Raw genomic sequence first — 15,302 nt, forward strand, 5'->3', positions numbered from 1 at the left:
GTGCAGTCGGCGGAACCGGCTCCCGTCGTCAGGCGCTGGGGATCGTGGGCAGGTCCCAGTAGGCGGGTCGTTCGTAGTGTTCGGTCCAACCCCGTCGCATGCGGGACGCGGCGCGGTCGAAAGCGTCGACGACGTCGGTGTCCGGTGTGAGGAGCGCCTGCAGGCGGATGCCGTCGTAGAGGGCAAGGAGCTGCTGTGCACCGCGGATCGGATCCATCGTGGCGGGTTCCCGCCCGGCACGGACGTCTTCGGAGAGGGCGGTGCGCACCGTCTCTCGGAACTGGAGATAGGCGGACCGGTAGTAGTCCGCTCCGTCGGTCGACGGGTCGGTCGACGTGGCGAGGGTCGACGCGATCAGGCGCATCAGGGCTGGTTCCTCGGCATGGGCGGCGAGGAGCGCGTGCAGGAACGCGATCGTGCCCTTCTCGGCGGCGAGGGGGAGCAGGGGAGCGGAGACTGCTCGGGTCCACCGCATCACGGTCGCGGCGAGCACAGCGTGCTGCGACGGGAAGAGTGCCAGGACCTCGGGGACGGTCATCCCCGCGCGTTCTGCGACGTCCTCGAGGGTGAACCGGGACGCGCCGCCGGCGTGGACAGCGGTGATCGCGGCGTTCAGGATCCGGGTTCGGGGGATCTCCTCGTCGGCCGCGTCCTGGTTCGTCAAGGGAGCGAGCGGGTGCTTCCGGAACCAGTCGAGCAGGGCACGCGCGCGTGACGCACCGAACGTGGAGTCGTTGGGGCGGTTGGCGGTGAAGAGGTCGCTGAACCCCGGCACGTCGTGCAGCAACGGGTCGAGCGGTTGGAACGCCATCGACCAGTCCGGGAAGGACCGGTGGCTGATCGGCTCGTCGAGGAGCACTCGGACGTTGGTGTGGCGGGGATCGGCTCGGACCTGATCGAAGCGTTCGGCGACGACGTCGTCGTCGCCCTCGATGATGCCGATGCAGTTGTCGTCGCGGTGTGCGAGCATCCCGGTGACACCGAGTCGGGTGTTCTTCTCCCGGCCGACGGCGAGGATCTGCGCGAGTTCCGAGTCCGTGATCGGTCGGGTCTGCGTGCTGGTGTAGACGAGCGATCGCATGGTCGTTTCCCCTCAGGTTCTGACATGACCGAACCGACCACATCGTGCTCCACCTCGACCGCTGCGGCAACCCCCTGAACGGGAGACGCCGCGGCGACCGCAGTACTCACACGGATGACGTCTCGGGCTCGACCCGAACGACGTCGTGGACATCGTCGGTCGGCTCGATTCGCACCGCACGTCGACCGGCAGCCGGATCCGAGCAGATCGCGTCCGGCGTGCAGGACGAGCTGCTGCACGTGGGAACACGATCCGAACCGGCAACGTCGTGATGGAGCCGATGAAGGCGTGGTCGTCGTTCTGGTCCGGGAATGTCTCGGCGTCGGCGGACGTCGTACTCGTCACCACATGCGAAGGAGCAACCGATGAGCCACGAACTCGACCGGACCACGACGACCCTCGATGACCGCGACTGCTGGCCCGCGCAGCGCGCACTCCACGACGAACCGACCCCGCGCTTCGGTCGGTACCTGGGGCTCATCAACGGGCGGGGCTGACGCCCGGCGCTGGTGTGAACCGGCGTCGCACGACCGAGAACAGCCCGCACCACGGACTTCCGTGGTGCGGGCTGTTCTTCGTTGTGCGCCATACCAGCACGGGGCCGCCGAGGTCAACCACATGCGCAAGTTGTCCTTTGCACTTACGATCCCGGAGGCCGAGATCCGGCTGGGCGCCCCAGGGAACGGGCGCCTCGAGTCACGTCAGGGAGTGACAGCTCATCATGCGCAACAGCACCAAGAAGCGGGCGACACTCGCCGCCGCCGTCCTCACCACCGCGGTCGTCGCGGTGGCGCTGGGGTCGGGGACCGCTGCCTACGCGGGGGTCACCGCCCCGGTCGGCAACGTCGGGAAGTTCAAGCAGTCGTTCGTCGAGAACTTCAGCACCACCGCTGCCGCGAACGGCACGTTCGCGAAGACCTACAAGAACTCGTGGCAGCCGTACCCGGACGCCGGGCAGTACTCCTCGGGTTCGCAGATCAGCGCCCACGACGGCCTGATGGACGTCACGCTGGACGGGGCCCACGGCGCTGCCGGGACCTTCGGCACGCCGAACGGCGCCTGGAGCCACGTCGGCGGCAAGTTCACCGTCCGGGCCAAGGCCACCGGCGGCGACGGGAACGGCGCAGCGTTCATGCTGTGGCCGTCGTCGAACACCTGGTCGGACGGGGAGATCGACTTCCCGGAGGGCAACTTCGAGGCGACGCCGATGGCGTTCCAGCACTCGATGACGCCGGGGCAGGAGGCGAACTCCACCATGATCTCGTCCGGGGTGAACTGGCGCGCCTGGCACACCTACTCGGTCGAGTGGATCCCCGGGAAGTCCGTCACGTACTCCGTCGACGGCACGGTGATCAGGACGACCACCAAGGACGTCCCGACGACGGCGCACCGCTACATGTTCCAGGTCGGGAACTGGGGCGCCTCCGGGCACCTGTTCGTCGACTGGGTCAGCACCTACGACTACGTGGGCTGATCCCGGCACGCCCGCCCTGCCGTGTCGGGCAGCTCGGCGGACGCCCCCGGGATCGTTGATTCCGGGGGCGTCCGGGCCTACCGTGTGCGGATGGCCGACCTCGTCCTGAAGACGTCGATCTCGATCGACGGGTTCGTCGCCGGCGCCGGGACACACGTCGTCGGGCGGCGGCTGTTCGAGACGTGGATCGGGCTCCGGACGACCTCGGACAGCCCGATGGCAGCGCCGATCAACGACGCGCCGAAGGTCGTCGTCACCCGGCAGACCGACTTCGACCTCGCCGGGCTGAGTGCCGGGATCCCGCCGTCGAGCGGGCCGAGACCCGGATCGCGCCCGACCTCGGCGTGATCGAGCAGCTCAAGGCCGAACCGGGTCCGTACCTCCTGGCGCAGGGCGGGGTGTCCTTCGCACGATCGCTCATCGCGGCCGGGCTCGTGGACGAGTACCGCTTCGCGGTGCTGCCCGTCGCGCTCGGGAGTGGGGAAGCCCTGTTCGCCGGGCTCGCCGACGAGCTGGACCTGGCGCTCGTGAGCTCGACCGTGTTCGCGGGCGGCGCGATGGGGAACGTGTACCGACCCGTCCGGTGAGCGCGCCCGGCGACCGTCGGTGCCGCGCCGGGGCCGTAGGCTCTCCCGCGTGGAAGCTCCGTTGCCCTCCGGTACGACGCGACGTCGCGTGCGACTCCGGCTCGTCCGCCCGTTCCTGACGTGGTTCGCCCGTCCCACCGTGACGGTCGACGGCGTCGGGCACCCCGCGCAGTGGGGCGACGGCACCTGGGCCGTGCCGGACGGCGGCGGGACCGTCATCGGCGTGTACCTCTACAACCGGGTCTGGCGGTTCGGTTCGGCGTCCGTGGTGGTCTCGGCCGACGGCGATGCGGACGCGTTCGAGTACCGGGCCGGGCCGCTGCCGGTCGGTGCGGGGCGGTTGCGCGTCCGCGCGTAGCGGCTCGTGCTCACACCGTCTGCGTGAAGGAGCGGAGCGCCTTGCCGTAGGCGTCCGGGTCGTCCCGGGTCATCGCCGTGACCAGCAGTCCGTGCTCCCGGACACGTCGGGTGGCGTCTCCGGCGCACGGGATGACGACGACTCGCCTGAGGCCCGCCCGCCACGCCGGGACCAGGGCGTCGAGCGCGTCCCGCTCCGGCTGCCGCCGCAGTCGCGACGGCTCCATCTGTTCGTCGAACCGTGCGGTTCGCCAAGCGTCGTGCCCGCTCGTGAACGCGTCGTCACCGAACGCGTCCGACCAGGACGGGCCGGACAACTCCGCGAGCAGCGCTGCTCGTTCGGGAGCGCCCGGCGGCGCGCTGTCGAGACGGTCTACCAGCGTGCGGTCCTCGTCTTCCGCTGCGTGCGCCAGGCAGGCTCGCCACAGCGCCGGCCACGCGGCGGACCAGGTACGGCGCTCGTCGTCGGTCGGCGGTTCGAGCTCGGGGGTCGCGACGAGTCGCGGCGGGAGGTCGTCCCCGTCGACGTGCAGCCCCCGGGCTTCCCGGATCCAGAGCAGCTCGAGCAGCACCTGCGACCCGTCCTCGATGGTGAGCACCATGTCGTGCGGCCAGGGGTTGCCCGGCATCGGCGTCGACGAGATCACTGCGTCCCCCTCCTCGTCCTGGTCCAGCGAAGCACGGCGAGCGGACCCGCACAAGCGGTTGCACGTCGTCCCGTCGCAGGGGCATGATGACGAGGTACCGCGACGTCGGTGCCATCGTCGAAGTCCAGGCCGACTTGTCTGCCGACGGTTCGCCCTCCTCGCGACGGAGGCATCGTCCATGACGACTGCACGCGCACCCCTCACCGTCGCCCCGGCACGGGCCGCGCTCGCCCGCTACCGCGGTGTCCTCACACGACCCGGAGCGCTCGACTTCTTCGTCCCGTCGGCCGTGGCCCGGCTCGGCGTCGCGACGACGGGACTCGCCCTGCTGTTCACGGTCCGGACCGCCACCGGGTCGTTCGCCGTCGCCGGGGCGGCCACCGCGGCCTTCGCGATCGCCGAGGCCGTGGTCGGGCCGCAGACGGCCAGGCTCGTGGACCGATGGGGTCAGGCTGCGGCGATCCCGCCGATCGTCGCCGTCCACGTGGCATCGATCGGGACCGTGGTCGCCGTCGCCGGGGCCACGCCGACGTCCGTCACCCTCGTGGTCGTCGCCATCGCGGGCGCCGCGGTGCCGCAGCCGGGCGCACTCTCCGCGGCGCGCTGGTCGGTGCTGCTCGCCGACCTTCCGGCGCTCCGCACGGCGTTCGCACTGGAAGCGACGGTCAACGACGTCGTGTTCCTGTCCGGCCCGGTCATCGCGACGCTCGCGTCCACCGCCCTCGCCCCGTGGTCCGGGTCGGTCATCGCTGCGACGCTCGTGGCGGTCGGCTGCGTGGTGCTCTCGACCCGTCGGGCGACGGCACCGCCACGGCACGGTGGACGGGCCCGCGAGGCAGTTCGTGGCGGGGGAGTACTCGCCACGCGGTCGTTCGTCGCGGTCCTCGGCGTGAACCTCGGCCTCGGGTGCTTCTTCGGCGCGGTCCCGCTCCTCGTCACCGCGGCGGCAACGGCCCGGGGCCTGCCAGCGCTCGCCGGCCTCGTGCTCGCGGTGTCCAGCGCCGCGAGCATCGTCTCGGGCATCGTCTACGGTTCACTGCGGTCCACACGGAGCCCCCGCACGGTGCAACTGCTCGCGACCAGCACGCTCGCCGCCGCGGTGCTCGTCGGGTGCGTCTGGCCGACGCTCCTCGGGTCGGCGGTGATGATGGCCCTCGGCGGTTCCGCGATCGCGCCGCTCGTGGCGTCGTCCTCGCAGATCGTGCAGGCGTCGGTCCCCGCGTCGAGGCGCACCCAGGGGTTCACCTGGGTCAACTCCGCCTCGGCTGCGGGCATCGCCGTCGGCGCCGCCGTCTCGGGGACCATGCTCGCGGTGAGCGGGGTCCAGGCTGCGACTGCTGTGCTGGTCGTCCTCGTGCTGGTCGGGGTCGCGTGCGCCGTTCCGACTGGCGCACGCCGGTCTGTCCGTGACGGTCCGGAGGATCCGTCGCGCACGTGACCACGTCGAGCGTGCCCGCCCCGGAGCGACCGCGGGGTCGTGGCCCGCGACGTGTTCGACGGCGAACGCAACGGCCGCTCGGCCATCACAGGAGCGGAGCGGTCGAGACGAACTGCACCACGATCAGATCGAGTTCGTCACGAGGGAGCACCGCGGTGACGACCCGTCCGTCGTCGAGGTCCGCGGCAAGGCCGACGACGAAGGGATCCGTGTCCAGCAGACACCCCGGTCGCTCGGCTCCGTCGATCGTGACGGTGCCGTCGCGGACGGCCGCGAGGTCGACGAGTTCCACCCACGGCTGCTCGGCGTGGTCCGGGAGCGCGTGTTGTTCGCGGCACTGGTTGTTCAGCACGTACTGGACGTGGTCGACGAGGCGTTCCGGAGCGGGTGCACGTTCGACACCGGGCGCGGTCCAGTGCGTCTGGACGGCCTCCCACAGCATCGGGTGACGCAGCTGCTCCAGGCGGCGGAGGAGCCAGTCCGGTCGCGGCGCGAGCGCCGGTGCGTCCAACGCTGCCCGCATGCCGTCGTCGACGTCGCGGAGGTTGACGGGGTCGGACGGCTGCCCGGGGTACCGCCACAGGGTGTAGCTCCGCGCAACCGTCACCGTCTGCAGGTCAGCCCCCTGCCAGGCCTCGACGAGACCGAGCGACCCCGTGTCCTCGAGGTGGGGTTGTCCGACCAGCCCGGCCACGTCGAGCCCGAGGTCCAGCACGCGGTGCCGTGCGGTCTCGTCCGGGTCGGGAAGGTCGGCAGCGGTCGTTCCCCCGAAGTCCACCCCACGAGCATCGATGCCGACCGCACCGGGCGTCAAGTCACCGTGTCCAGAAGTCCTCCGCTCGACGCCCGGGTCCGAACCCGAAGTGCTGCAGCATGGCGGTGGCCTCCGGGAAGCCGGCTGCCAGCACCTCGGGGTCGTGCGCATCGCTGCCGAAGGTGACCGCTCGCCCGCCCACGTCGGCCCACCACTCCGGGATCCAGGGCCAGAGTCGCCGTGTGTTCATCTCGAGAGCCCGGCCGGAGGCCGCGATGGCGCGCATCGCAGCGCGGAAGCCCTCCTCGAACACTCGCGGGTCGAACGGCCCCTCCTTGCCCGAGGGCCAGGTCCGGACCGCGTAGTCGATGTGCGTGAACACCTCGAACGTCGCCGATCCCGCCACCATCCGCGGGATCTCCTCGAGGTACGCCCACATCACGTCCGCTGCGGGTCGGTGCCGGTACAGCGTGACCGGTTCGGTCCGGTCCGTGCCGTCGGACGGCAGCATGTGCAGTGACCCGTTGACGCGCTCGATGCGACCGCTCTCGAGGAGCTCGGCGGCTGCGGCATCCCACACGTGCGGCTGCCCGAACTCGACCCCGGTGATGATCCGCAGGTCCGGGAACTCGTGCCGGCACCGATCGATCGACCCGAGGTACCCGTCGACGTCGAACGCCGGCAGGCGCACGTACCCGGACGCGTCGACCAGCCCGCCCGCGTGCGGACCGAGGTCGTCCTCGTGCACCCGCCAGGTGTCCTCGAAGTCTAGGTGCTCGGTGAAGACCAGCGCCGGGAGTCCGATCTGCACGGCACGGGCGCACGTTCGCCGCATCAGTCCGGGGGCAGCGGGGTCGGAGCCAGCGTCCCAGGAGTACTCACTGTGCACGTGCGCGTCTGCGGGCAACGTCATACGTCGACCCTGCCACGCAGCGGGCCGCAGCGTGCCGTGTCGAGCAGCCGGGTACGCTGACGTCCCATGAACGCTCGGGAGCAGCCGGTCCGTCGCAACCCCTGGTGGGCGGTCGCGCTCGTGTACGTCTTCGGCGGCGTGCTCGCCCTGGTCGCCGGCCGGATGCTGCCGTGGCAGGACCAGGACCGCCGCGACCCGGAGTGGTGACGATCAGTCGCGCCTGACCCGATCGGCGTCCGGCTCGCGGCCGGGCTTCACAACCCGAAGCCACCGTCCGTGGTGAGCACCTGTCCCACCATCCAGCTCCCCGACGCCGTCGCCAGCCACCCGATCAGCTCCGCGGGGTCCGCCGGGGTCCCGACACGGCCGAACGGCGTGCTCGCGATGTACGCGTGCAGGTCCTCGAGGGAGCGATCGGTGGTCGCCGGGTCCATGTACCCGGTGTTGACCGGCCCGGGGTTGATCGTGTTGAGGATGATCCCGAGTTCCAGGAGCTCGGCGGCGACGGTCGCGGTGACCCCGGCGAGCGCCGCCTTGCTGGCCGCGTACGCGACCTCCCCGCGCATCGCGCCGGAGATCTGCCCGGAGGTCATCCAGAACACGTGGCCCTGTGCCTCGGCGTAGGGGCCGTTGCCGACGATCCGGTCCCCGGGGCGCCGCGGCTCCTCGGGTTCCGGCGCACGGAGTCGCGCGAACTCCGCGGTGAGCAGCAGGGTCGATCGGGTGTTGACCTCCCAGAACGCGCTGAGCCGCTCCGGGGTCATGTCGAGGATGCTGCCGTCGTCGCCGCTCTTCGCGTGGTTGCAGACCAGGACGTCGAGCGCTCCGGTGAGCGCGGTCGCCGCACCGATCACCTCGGGGACGCTGGCGGGGTCGGACAGGTCGGCACCGACGTCGGCGAACCGGGCCCCGTCGACGAGGTGTTCCCGGACCCCGGTGCGGACGGCATCGAGATCGTCACCGCCCCACGGGAGCTCGAGGTCGTGCGGACGGTGGTGGTGGATGACGACGCTCGCGCCGAGGTCGGCGAGCTTCGTGGCGACGGCGAACCCGATGCCGCGGCGTCGCGAGACCCCGGTGACCAGGGCGGTCTTGCCGTGCAGGGGAAGGTGTGCGGACATGGTGAACCTCTCGATCGCGCCGGGGCACGGCGCAGGGATGGGAATCGGAGACGGTTCAGCGGCACTGCATGAGGAATAGCCTAGCGGCGGACCAGTGAGGTGACCATGGCGACGGTGCTGTACATGTCGATGTCGCTCGACGGGTTCGTGGCCGGACCGAACGTGACCGACGACAACGGGCTCGGTGACGGCGGGCCGCGCCTGCACGAGTGGGTGTTCCCGCCGACCGGCGACGTGAACACCCGGGTCGTCGCGGAGTTCATGGCGACCGGCGCGGTCGTCGCGGGTCGCGGGACCTTCGAGCCCGCCGGGGGCTGGGACGGTGACCACCACGACGGCGTCCCGATCTGGGTCCTGAGCCGGCACCCCGACCCCGCGTGGGCGGAGCGCTGGCCGAGCGTGCACGTCACGGACGACGTCCGGGTGGCGTTCGACGCAGCGCGGAGCGCCGCGGGCGCGCGCGACGTCCTGGTGCACGGCGCGACCGTGGCGCAGCTCGCGATCCGTGCGGGCCTGCTCGACGAGATGGAGATCCACCTGGTCCCGGTCCTCTTCGGCGCAGGCCGACGGTTGTTCGAGTACCTCGGGGTGGCGCAGCGGGAACTCGACCGCGTGCGGGTCCTGGCTGGCGACGGCGGCGTCACACACCTCCACTACCGCCTCGCGACGTGAGCCACCGGTGCGGTCGCGACCAGCAGACGGACTGGAGGCCCGGTGCCAGCTGGCACCGGGCCTCCAGTCCGTCGTTCAGTGCGTTGCGGACGTCACTCGGTCGTCGAGACCCAGTCGATGAGCAGGTGGCCGGAGGCCCCCCAGTTCCCGACCTGGAACATGTAGCGGTGCGGTGTCGTCGGGACGTCCTTGGTCAGCGTCTCGAGGACCTTGCCGTCGACGCTGTAGGTGACCGACTTCCCGGGGTCCCAGTCCACCGTGTAGGTGTGCCAGTCGCGCCAGGAGACGCCGGTGCCTACCTGGACCCGGTTCGCCTCTTGTCCGGGGACCATCGAGTGCTGGAACGCGGACGGGACGTCCTCGAAGTTGCCCTCGGGGAAGTCGATCTCGCCGTCGGACCAGGTGCCGGACGTCGGCCAGAGCATGAACGCCGCGCCGTTGCCGTCGCCGCCGGTGGCCTTCGCGCGGACCGAGAAGGACCCGCCGACGTGGCTCCACGCCCCGGCGGCCGAACCGAACGTGCCGGCGGTGCCGGAGCCGTTGCCGAGCGTGACGTCCATCACGCCGTCGTGCACCGAGACGGTCTTGCTCGGGGCGTAGATGCCGGACGTGCCGTCCGGGTACGGCTGCCACGACTGCGGGTAGGCACCCGCGACCTGGCCGGTCCCGGCGTCGGTGTCGAACGTCTCGACGAACGAGGCGTCCGGAGCATCGGCGGCGTCGGTGTCGGGCGTGGTGTCCGCGTCGTCCTCGGGTTCGGCTGTCGCGCTGGGCTGCGGCGTCGTGGTGACCGTCGGCGCGATCGGCTCGCCCGTCGCGGTGGCGGTCGGTGTCGGTGTCCGGGTCGGGCTCGGGTCTTCCGAGGGCGTCGCCGTGTCACTGGGGGCCGGCGAGTTCGGCGCGGTGGGGGATGGCTCGTGGGGCGCGTGGTGGTGTCCGCGGCCGCCCCACCAAGTGTGGGCGGACGCAGCGGTGGGGACACCGATCACGAGGGCAGCGGTGGTGGCTGCGGCGACGAGCACACGGCGGCGCGTCATCGGGTGATCCGTTCGGGCGTGGTGGCTGGGGTCGTGTCACGCATGGGCGTGCACGTGCTTCGAGTCGAGATGTCGGGCTCCTCGTGGGCTCGGGCGCGGGAAGCGGGCAGGTTCGGGACGCGATCCGGTCGACTGGGTCCGGGGCGTACTGGTGACGCGTCCCCGAACATCTTGCCTCATCTGTGCCCCGTTCGGGGGCCGTCACGGAATTCGATCGGTGCTGACGCTCCTGCGAAGATTGCCGACGTGAGTGCTCCCACGTCCGGCGCCGAGGTCACCGGACACGAGGGCGGTTGGTTCGTCGTCGACGGCGAGGTCCGCCACCTCGACGACGTCCACTGGGCGCCGCTGCCGTCGGACGGTCGGTCCGCGCCCGGGGAGGTGCGGGCCCGTGTCGTCGGCGGCGAGCCGTCCGGGTACGTCGGCCGGGTTCTGCTGCTCGCCTCGACGGCGGCACTCGACGGCGCCCGACGCAGCACCGTTCGCCGACTCTGGACCACGCCGATCGCCATCGTCGTCAGCGCCGTGGTCTTCGCCGGGCTCGAGCTGAGCGGGCTGCCGTGGCGCGCGGACCCGGCCGGGCAGGTCCTGGTCGGCGTCGGGGCCTGCATCCCCGTCCTGGCCGTCGCGCTCGGCACGTGGTGGTTCGTCACCCGCGATGCGACCGGTCGGGTCGTCGTGGCGATGGGTGGGCGGCGCACCCGGCAGCAGTACGAGACGCAACGCGCGAGGGTCGGCGGGTCGGACTAGCGCGGGCGTCGTCCCGTCCGCCCCGGCCCTGAACGCAGCCGGCCGGTACGCCTACCCGCGCGGTGCCCGGATGACGCCCCCGCTGTGCACCGGGCGCACTTCGACGCCGCTGCCCGGTGTCCGTGCGACCGGGTTCGTCGCCGCGATGCGGACCGCCTCGTCGATGTCGGTCGCCTCGATCACGTAGAAGCCGGCGACGATCTGACCGGCGTCGACGAACGGTCCTGGCGTGGACCCGTCGACACGGACCGACACGGCGAGGTCGCGCGGGGTCAGTGCGTACGCCAGGAGCATCGAGTCGGCGGCGAGGAGCTCGCCGGCGTGGTCGTCGCACTCCTTGATGTCCTCGGGCGTCGCATCGGGTGCGTGGGCGGAGTCGGGTGCGTAGATCAGAGCAGCGAAGAGCGGCACGTCATCGTCCTTCCGTGATGGGTGATTCCTACACCCGTCCGGTCGCGTCGGTTGCCCGTGCCCGCTCCTTGATCGCGGTGATCACGGCGGTCTTCGCGTCGGCGTAGTCGTTCATGTCGTCCCAGCGCCTGGTCAGCAGCGCGCGCTTCGTCGCCGCGTACAGCGCGCGGTCTTCGGCATCCCGGCGCAGGTGGTCGCGGAGGAGCAGGTACTCCTGCACGGCGGTGTCGCCCCGCTCGTAGACGTGCACGTGGACGTCCCGCTCCGGGGTGCGCACGAGCCGGTGCCGCGGCTCGCGGACGCGGAGCTCGTACCCGGCGGCGAGGAGCTGGTCGAGGTACTCGCTCTCCGCGGTGATGTCCGTGACCGCGACCACGACGTCGATGATCGGCTTCGCGGCCAGCCCCGGCACGGACGTCGACCCGATGTGCTCGATGTCGACGTCGGTGCCCGCCAGCGCTCGGGCGATTCGCTGCCGGTGCTCCGAGTACACGTCCGGCCACGACGCGTCGTACTCGTGGAGCTGGACCGCGACGGCCTCGGGTCCGCCGATGATCTCGACCGTGGTGACGTCCTCGTGCGCGCTCATCAGGGCATCATCCCAGCAGGAACGCGCGCGCGGCCTCGACCCCGTGCCGCTCGAGCTGCCAGTCCGGGCGGACGAAGTCGCCTCGGGTCAGGCGGACACGGACCTCGTCCACCGTCTCGCCGGGTCGGGTCTGCGAACGCGTGACGCCGTTCCGCTCGTAGCCGAGCTTCTCCGAGACCCGGAGCGAGCCGCCGTTCCAGGCGGCCGCGCTGGACTCGCAGCCGGCGCCGAGGTCGTCGAACGCGAAGCCGAGCAGCGCCGCGCGCATCTCCGTCCCGAGCCCGACGCCCTGGTGCGCCGACGCCAGCCAGGATCCGCTCTCGACGGTCTTCCGCGCACCGAACCGGCGGGCGTGGAGTTCCTGGACCCCGATGGGCGCGCCGTCACGGAGCACGGTGAACGACACCGCCCACGAGTCACGGGTCACCCCGGCGCGGAGCTTCCAGTGGTACTGGGCCAGCGACACCGCCAGGGCATCCGGCTCGGCGTCCGTCCACGGCACCCCGAACGGCATCCGCTCGGGGTCGTGCACCCCGGACAGCGCCGCCTGGACCAGTCCGGGCAGGTCGTCGTCGCGGACCGGCCGGAGCTCCAGCCGGGGCGTGAGGAGTCGGAGTCCGAACAGCGGCCACACCTCTTCGACGTCCATCGGCCCACGATAGGGGCCGCGGGCACCGTGTGACGGCCGATAGCCTGTCCGGATGCCGGGCCCGACAGACGCCGACCACACCGACACCGCCGACCAGTGGGAGGCGCGGGTCGCCGCGCTCTGGGCGGACGAGACCATCGGGGACCAGGACCGTCTCGCCGCCATGCGGGCACTCGCCACGAGCGCTCCGCACCCGGCGCTCGGCGCGTTCGAGCTCGGCGGCGCGTTCGACTCCTCCGGCCGCGAGGCCGAAGCCGACGAGCAGTACGCGAGCGCCACGGCGCACGGACTCGGCTCGGTCGACCCGGAGCGCGCGGCCCAGCTCGTGGTGCAGCACGCCTCGACGCTCCGGAACCTCGACCGTGTCGACGAGGCGATCGCGATGCTCCGCGACGCACCCGCCCACCCGGCGACCGGAGCAGCTCCGCGCGTCTTCCTCGCGCTCGCACTGCACAGCGCCGGCCGCCCGGACGAGGCGCTCCGCGTCGCCATCGAGGCCGTCGAGCCCACACTGCCCCGCTACCACCGCTCGGTGCGCGCCTATGCGGCAGCCCTGACCGCAGACCGACCGGCGACGGACTGACATCGGAAGGAGAGCGCGGTGCTCCTCATCCTCTTGGTGCTGATGTGCTTCCTCGTGCCACCTGCGACGGTTCGGTTGCGTCGACTCCAGCAGGAGCCCGTGCACAACCGCGCGAAGATCGTCCGGTTGCGCTGGGCGATGGTGGCGCTGTCGGGTGGTCTGCTGGTCGTCGCCGCACTCATCCTCGTCCAGGTGCTGCGCTGAGCTCGGCGAGGACCCGGCGCGTGATCCCGGCCTCGTCCTGACCGCCGCGGTCGATCAGCAGGGACCGCATACCGGCTGCTCGAGCGCCGGCGACGTCGGTGGTCGGGTCGTCGCCCACGAAGAGGCAGTCGGCCGGAGGCACGTCCAGCGCGTCGGCCAGTGCACCGAACGCGCGGGGATCGGGCTTCTGCACACCGATGGACTCCGACACGCAGACCGCGTCGAGCTCCGCGGCGAGGCCGGTCCGATCGAGCTTGTCGTGTTGCTGCACCGTGCTCCCGTTCGTCAGCACGCCGACTCGGTAGCCCGTCGACCGGAGCTGCCGCAGGAGTTCCAGGCTGTCCGGGAACGCCCGCCAGGCTCCGCGGTACGCGCGCAGGTACTCCTCGAACAGTGCGTCCAGGTCGCCGTCGCCCGCAGGCAGCTCGACGCCGAGTGGCGGGAGCACGGTCCGGAGACGCGCCCGGCGTTGCTCCTGGAAGCTGATCCGCCCGCTGCGCCAGCGCTCGAACTCCCGCTGTTCCGCGGTGAACCAGGCCGTCACCGCCGCCTCGGTCGGCTCCATTCCGAGCAGGCGGAAGAAGGACTCGACGCCGTCCCGTGCCGACCCGACGTGGTCGAAGAGCGTGCCGTCGAGGTCGAACCCGACGGCACGGATCACGGAGTGAGGCACCCAGGCAGACACGGTTCGACCGTACCGATGCGCGGTGGCCGACGCTCGTCACCTGGGAACCTGACGCTCGAACTGGGGCGGTGCGCCCTCGTCGGGTGGGTGGACACACTGTGCGGAGATGCGATGGCATCGCTCGACAGGAAGGACAGCTCCGTGCACTACGTCGTCATCCAGGTGATCCTCAAGGAGAAGCTGTGGGGCACCGGTTCGGGCAACCTCACGTCGCTCGAGGAGACCATCAACCGTCAGGCGGACAAGGGCTACCGACTGCACACGATCACGACCACGAGCAGCGGCAGCAAGGGATTGGGGGGCGGCGACCGCATCCAGGCCACCATGGTGTTCGAGAGCCTCGGCCAGGGGGCATGACCGTCGACCGGAGCGCGCGGTCGTCGTCGTCGCCGATCCGCGCGCTCGTGGGAGTCGTGACCTTGCTCCTCGGCTTGTCGAGCAACCTGGTGGTACCCGGACTCGGATTGCTGGTGTTGGGAGTGCTCTTCCGACCGCGGGCGCGGTCGTCGAGACCGTACGTCGTCGGCACGGTCGTCGTCGGGGTCGTGAGCGGTGTCGTACTCACCGCGATGATCGCCGATCTGGTCTGGGGCCCGTCGGTCGGATCGAGCTTCGGCTGACGCTCCGCGAGGCCGAAGTAGGACGCGCGTGCGAGGATCGAGCCATGGGGGAGACGATGGTGCTGCCGGCCGGGGTTCCCGAGCGGGCGGAGCTCGAAGCGCAGGGGTGGACCGTCGTCGCGCGCTCGTTCGGTGCGCAGCTCGACGCGGAGCGCATCGACCGCGGCCGACTCGACGCCGCTGTCGCCGCCGCACGAGCACCCGGCGGCGTCCGGGAACTCGGTGTCGGCGATGTCGACGCGGTCCTGCGACTCGACGCGGAGACGGTGCACGACTACCCCGGCAGCAGCGCCACGCGACACGAACCCCTCGACCGGACCACGGCTGCCCCAACGGCCTCGCGACGGGCGTTCGGCGCCTTCGCGGCGGACGGGGCACTCATCGCGATGTCGTACGTCGACGTGGAGGGGACCGCGGCAGAGACCCTCTTCACCGTCGTGCACCCGGCGTGGCGACGGCGAGGCCTGGGCGTCGCGGTCAAGGCCGTGTCGGTCGTGCGGCTCGTCGCCGAGGGCGTCGTGCGCTTCCGCACCGGTGGATCGCTCGAGAACACGGCGATCCTGCGCGCCAACGAAGCGCTCGGCTACGCCCGCGACGAGGAGTGGGTGACGCTCGAGCGCGCGTGAACCGGGGCGGCACGGAGAGTTCTTCCGGACGTTTGACGGATCCGGTCCCCGAACCCCGGCATTCGTGAACCGGATCCGTCATCGAGCGATCCGAACGTGCCCGC

Annotated in this window: 24 protein-coding genes; 14 read left to right on the plus strand and 10 right to left on the minus strand. The window is 71.5% G+C overall.

Going from position 1 to position 15,302, the window contains the following annotated elements:
- Window positions 1–28: 28 nt before the first annotated feature.
- A complete protein-coding gene (locus ACIPJY_RS01960; protein WP_400460159.1) occupies window positions 29–1,081 on the minus strand; it encodes a BLUF domain-containing protein in 1,053 nt (350 codons plus the stop codon).
- Between the two features lie 365 nt (window positions 1,082–1,446).
- On the opposite strand from ACIPJY_RS01960, the gene ACIPJY_RS01965 reads away from it, so the two are divergent.
- The 5 genes from ACIPJY_RS01965 to ACIPJY_RS01985 all read left to right on the plus strand — a co-directional run bounded on the left by ACIPJY_RS01965 (window position 1,447) and on the right by ACIPJY_RS01985 (window position 3,500).
- Window positions 1,447–1,578, plus strand: a complete 132-nt coding sequence (locus ACIPJY_RS01965) for a hypothetical protein (RefSeq protein WP_400460157.1) — start codon at window positions 1,447–1,449, stop codon at window positions 1,576–1,578.
- 224 nt (window positions 1,579–1,802) lie between these two features.
- A complete protein-coding gene (locus ACIPJY_RS01970) occupies window positions 1,803–2,555 on the plus strand; it encodes a glycoside hydrolase family 16 protein (RefSeq protein ID WP_400460154.1) in 753 nt (250 codons plus the stop codon).
- 90 nt (window positions 2,556–2,645) lie between these two features.
- On the plus strand, window positions 2,646–2,903 hold the full coding sequence (locus tag ACIPJY_RS01975) for a hypothetical protein (RefSeq protein ID WP_400460147.1): 258 nt from the start codon (window positions 2,646–2,648) through the stop codon (window positions 2,901–2,903).
- Entirely contained in the window at window positions 2,900–3,142 is a 243-nt protein-coding gene (locus tag ACIPJY_RS01980) for a dihydrofolate reductase family protein (RefSeq protein ID WP_400460145.1), read from the plus strand. The genes ACIPJY_RS01975 and ACIPJY_RS01980 overlap by 4 nt, the downstream gene beginning before the upstream one ends.
- A gap of 49 nt (window positions 3,143–3,191) precedes the next feature.
- Window positions 3,192–3,500: a hypothetical protein gene (locus ACIPJY_RS01985; RefSeq protein ID WP_400460142.1), complete on the plus strand. Its 309-nt coding sequence runs from the start codon at window positions 3,192–3,194 to the stop codon at window positions 3,498–3,500.
- A gap of 10 nt (window positions 3,501–3,510) precedes the next feature.
- Here ACIPJY_RS01985 and ACIPJY_RS01990 read toward each other — a convergent pair whose 3' ends face one another.
- The gene (locus ACIPJY_RS01990) at window positions 3,511–4,146 is read right to left on the minus strand and encodes a hypothetical protein (RefSeq protein ID WP_400460140.1); all 636 of its coding nucleotides are present in this window, start codon (window positions 4,144–4,146) and stop codon (window positions 3,511–3,513) included.
- 178 nt (window positions 4,147–4,324) lie between these two features.
- Here ACIPJY_RS01990 and ACIPJY_RS01995 point away from each other — a divergent pair, with 178 nt between their 5' ends.
- Complete coding sequence (locus ACIPJY_RS01995; RefSeq protein WP_400460138.1) at window positions 4,325–5,584, plus strand: MFS transporter; 1,260 nt, start codon at window positions 4,325–4,327, stop codon at window positions 5,582–5,584.
- Between the two features lie 85 nt (window positions 5,585–5,669).
- Here ACIPJY_RS01995 and ACIPJY_RS02000 read toward each other — a convergent pair whose 3' ends face one another.
- Window positions 5,670–6,362 carry a hypothetical protein gene (locus ACIPJY_RS02000; RefSeq protein ID WP_400460136.1) on the minus strand — a complete coding sequence of 231 codons (693 nt, stop codon included), beginning with the start codon at window positions 6,360–6,362 and terminating at the stop codon, window positions 5,670–5,672.
- 37 nt (window positions 6,363–6,399) lie between these two features.
- Complete coding sequence (locus tag ACIPJY_RS02005) at window positions 6,400–7,251, minus strand: PHP domain-containing protein (protein ID WP_400460135.1); 852 nt, start codon at window positions 7,249–7,251, stop codon at window positions 6,400–6,402.
- A 66-nt stretch (window positions 7,252–7,317) separates the two neighbouring features.
- Between ACIPJY_RS02005 and ACIPJY_RS02010 the strand changes: the two genes are divergently transcribed.
- The gene (locus ACIPJY_RS02010) at window positions 7,318–7,458 is read left to right on the plus strand and encodes a hypothetical protein (protein ID WP_400460133.1); all 141 of its coding nucleotides are present in this window, start codon (window positions 7,318–7,320) and stop codon (window positions 7,456–7,458) included.
- 47 nt (window positions 7,459–7,505) lie between these two features.
- On the opposite strand, the gene ACIPJY_RS02015 is transcribed toward ACIPJY_RS02010, so the two are convergent.
- Window positions 7,506–8,372: an SDR family oxidoreductase gene (locus tag ACIPJY_RS02015; RefSeq protein WP_400460131.1), complete on the minus strand. Its 867-nt coding sequence runs from the start codon at window positions 8,370–8,372 to the stop codon at window positions 7,506–7,508.
- A gap of 105 nt (window positions 8,373–8,477) precedes the next feature.
- On the opposite strand from ACIPJY_RS02015, the gene ACIPJY_RS02020 reads away from it, so the two are divergent.
- Entirely contained in the window at window positions 8,478–9,044 is a 567-nt protein-coding gene (locus ACIPJY_RS02020) for a dihydrofolate reductase family protein (RefSeq protein ID WP_400460129.1), read from the plus strand.
- A 92-nt stretch (window positions 9,045–9,136) separates the two neighbouring features.
- On the opposite strand, the gene ACIPJY_RS02025 is transcribed toward ACIPJY_RS02020, so the two are convergent.
- Complete coding sequence (locus ACIPJY_RS02025) at window positions 9,137–10,081, minus strand: glycoside hydrolase family 16 protein (protein ID WP_400460126.1); 945 nt, start codon at window positions 10,079–10,081, stop codon at window positions 9,137–9,139.
- 246 nt (window positions 10,082–10,327) lie between these two features.
- On the opposite strand from ACIPJY_RS02025, the gene ACIPJY_RS02030 reads away from it, so the two are divergent.
- Window positions 10,328–10,831 carry a hypothetical protein gene (locus ACIPJY_RS02030; RefSeq protein ID WP_400460123.1) on the plus strand — a complete coding sequence of 168 codons (504 nt, stop codon included), beginning with the start codon at window positions 10,328–10,330 and terminating at the stop codon, window positions 10,829–10,831.
- A gap of 51 nt (window positions 10,832–10,882) precedes the next feature.
- On the opposite strand, the gene ACIPJY_RS02035 is transcribed toward ACIPJY_RS02030, so the two are convergent.
- The 3 genes from ACIPJY_RS02035 to ACIPJY_RS02045 are packed head-to-tail and all read right to left on the minus strand — an operon-like array spanning window position 10,883 to window position 12,480.
- Window positions 10,883–11,242 carry a YciI family protein gene (locus tag ACIPJY_RS02035; protein WP_400460120.1) on the minus strand — a complete coding sequence of 120 codons (360 nt, stop codon included), beginning with the start codon at window positions 11,240–11,242 and terminating at the stop codon, window positions 10,883–10,885.
- Between the two features lie 28 nt (window positions 11,243–11,270).
- A complete protein-coding gene (locus tag ACIPJY_RS02040) occupies window positions 11,271–11,831 on the minus strand; it encodes a GrpB family protein (RefSeq protein WP_400460117.1) in 561 nt (186 codons plus the stop codon).
- Window positions 11,832–11,838: 7 nt separating this feature from the next.
- Window positions 11,839–12,480 carry a GNAT family N-acetyltransferase gene (locus ACIPJY_RS02045; RefSeq protein ID WP_400460114.1) on the minus strand — a complete coding sequence of 214 codons (642 nt, stop codon included), beginning with the start codon at window positions 12,478–12,480 and terminating at the stop codon, window positions 11,839–11,841.
- Between the two features lie 52 nt (window positions 12,481–12,532).
- On the opposite strand from ACIPJY_RS02045, the gene ACIPJY_RS02050 reads away from it, so the two are divergent.
- Window positions 12,533–13,063, plus strand: coding sequence for a tetratricopeptide repeat protein (locus ACIPJY_RS02050; RefSeq protein ID WP_400460112.1), 531 nt, complete (start codon window positions 12,533–12,535; stop codon window positions 13,061–13,063).
- Between the two features lie 18 nt (window positions 13,064–13,081).
- Window positions 13,082–13,267 carry a hypothetical protein gene (locus ACIPJY_RS02055; RefSeq protein ID WP_400460109.1) on the plus strand — a complete coding sequence of 62 codons (186 nt, stop codon included), beginning with the start codon at window positions 13,082–13,084 and terminating at the stop codon, window positions 13,265–13,267.
- Here ACIPJY_RS02055 and ACIPJY_RS02060 read toward each other — a convergent pair.
- Entirely contained in the window at window positions 13,242–13,952 is a 711-nt protein-coding gene (locus ACIPJY_RS02060) for an HAD family hydrolase (protein WP_400460106.1), read from the minus strand. The two genes, ACIPJY_RS02055 and ACIPJY_RS02060, sit on opposite strands and share 26 nt — an antisense overlap.
- 111 nt (window positions 13,953–14,063) lie before the next feature.
- Here ACIPJY_RS02060 and ACIPJY_RS02065 point away from each other — a divergent pair, with 111 nt between their 5' ends.
- The 3 genes from ACIPJY_RS02065 to ACIPJY_RS02075 are packed head-to-tail and all read left to right on the plus strand — an operon-like array spanning window position 14,064 to window position 15,198.
- Complete coding sequence (locus ACIPJY_RS02065) at window positions 14,064–14,309, plus strand: DUF4177 domain-containing protein (protein WP_400460103.1); 246 nt, start codon at window positions 14,064–14,066, stop codon at window positions 14,307–14,309.
- Entirely contained in the window at window positions 14,306–14,572 is a 267-nt protein-coding gene (locus tag ACIPJY_RS02070) for a hypothetical protein (RefSeq protein WP_400460100.1), read from the plus strand. The genes ACIPJY_RS02065 and ACIPJY_RS02070 overlap by 4 nt, the downstream gene beginning before the upstream one ends.
- Window positions 14,573–14,616: 44 nt before the next feature.
- Window positions 14,617–15,198: a GNAT family N-acetyltransferase gene (locus ACIPJY_RS02075; RefSeq protein ID WP_400460097.1), complete on the plus strand. Its 582-nt coding sequence runs from the start codon at window positions 14,617–14,619 to the stop codon at window positions 15,196–15,198.
- Window positions 15,199–15,302: the final 104 nt, after the last annotated feature.

It is taken from the genome of Curtobacterium sp. NPDC090223 (assembly GCF_044746585.1).
Classification (GTDB): domain Bacteria; phylum Actinomycetota; class Actinomycetes; order Actinomycetales; family Microbacteriaceae; genus Curtobacterium.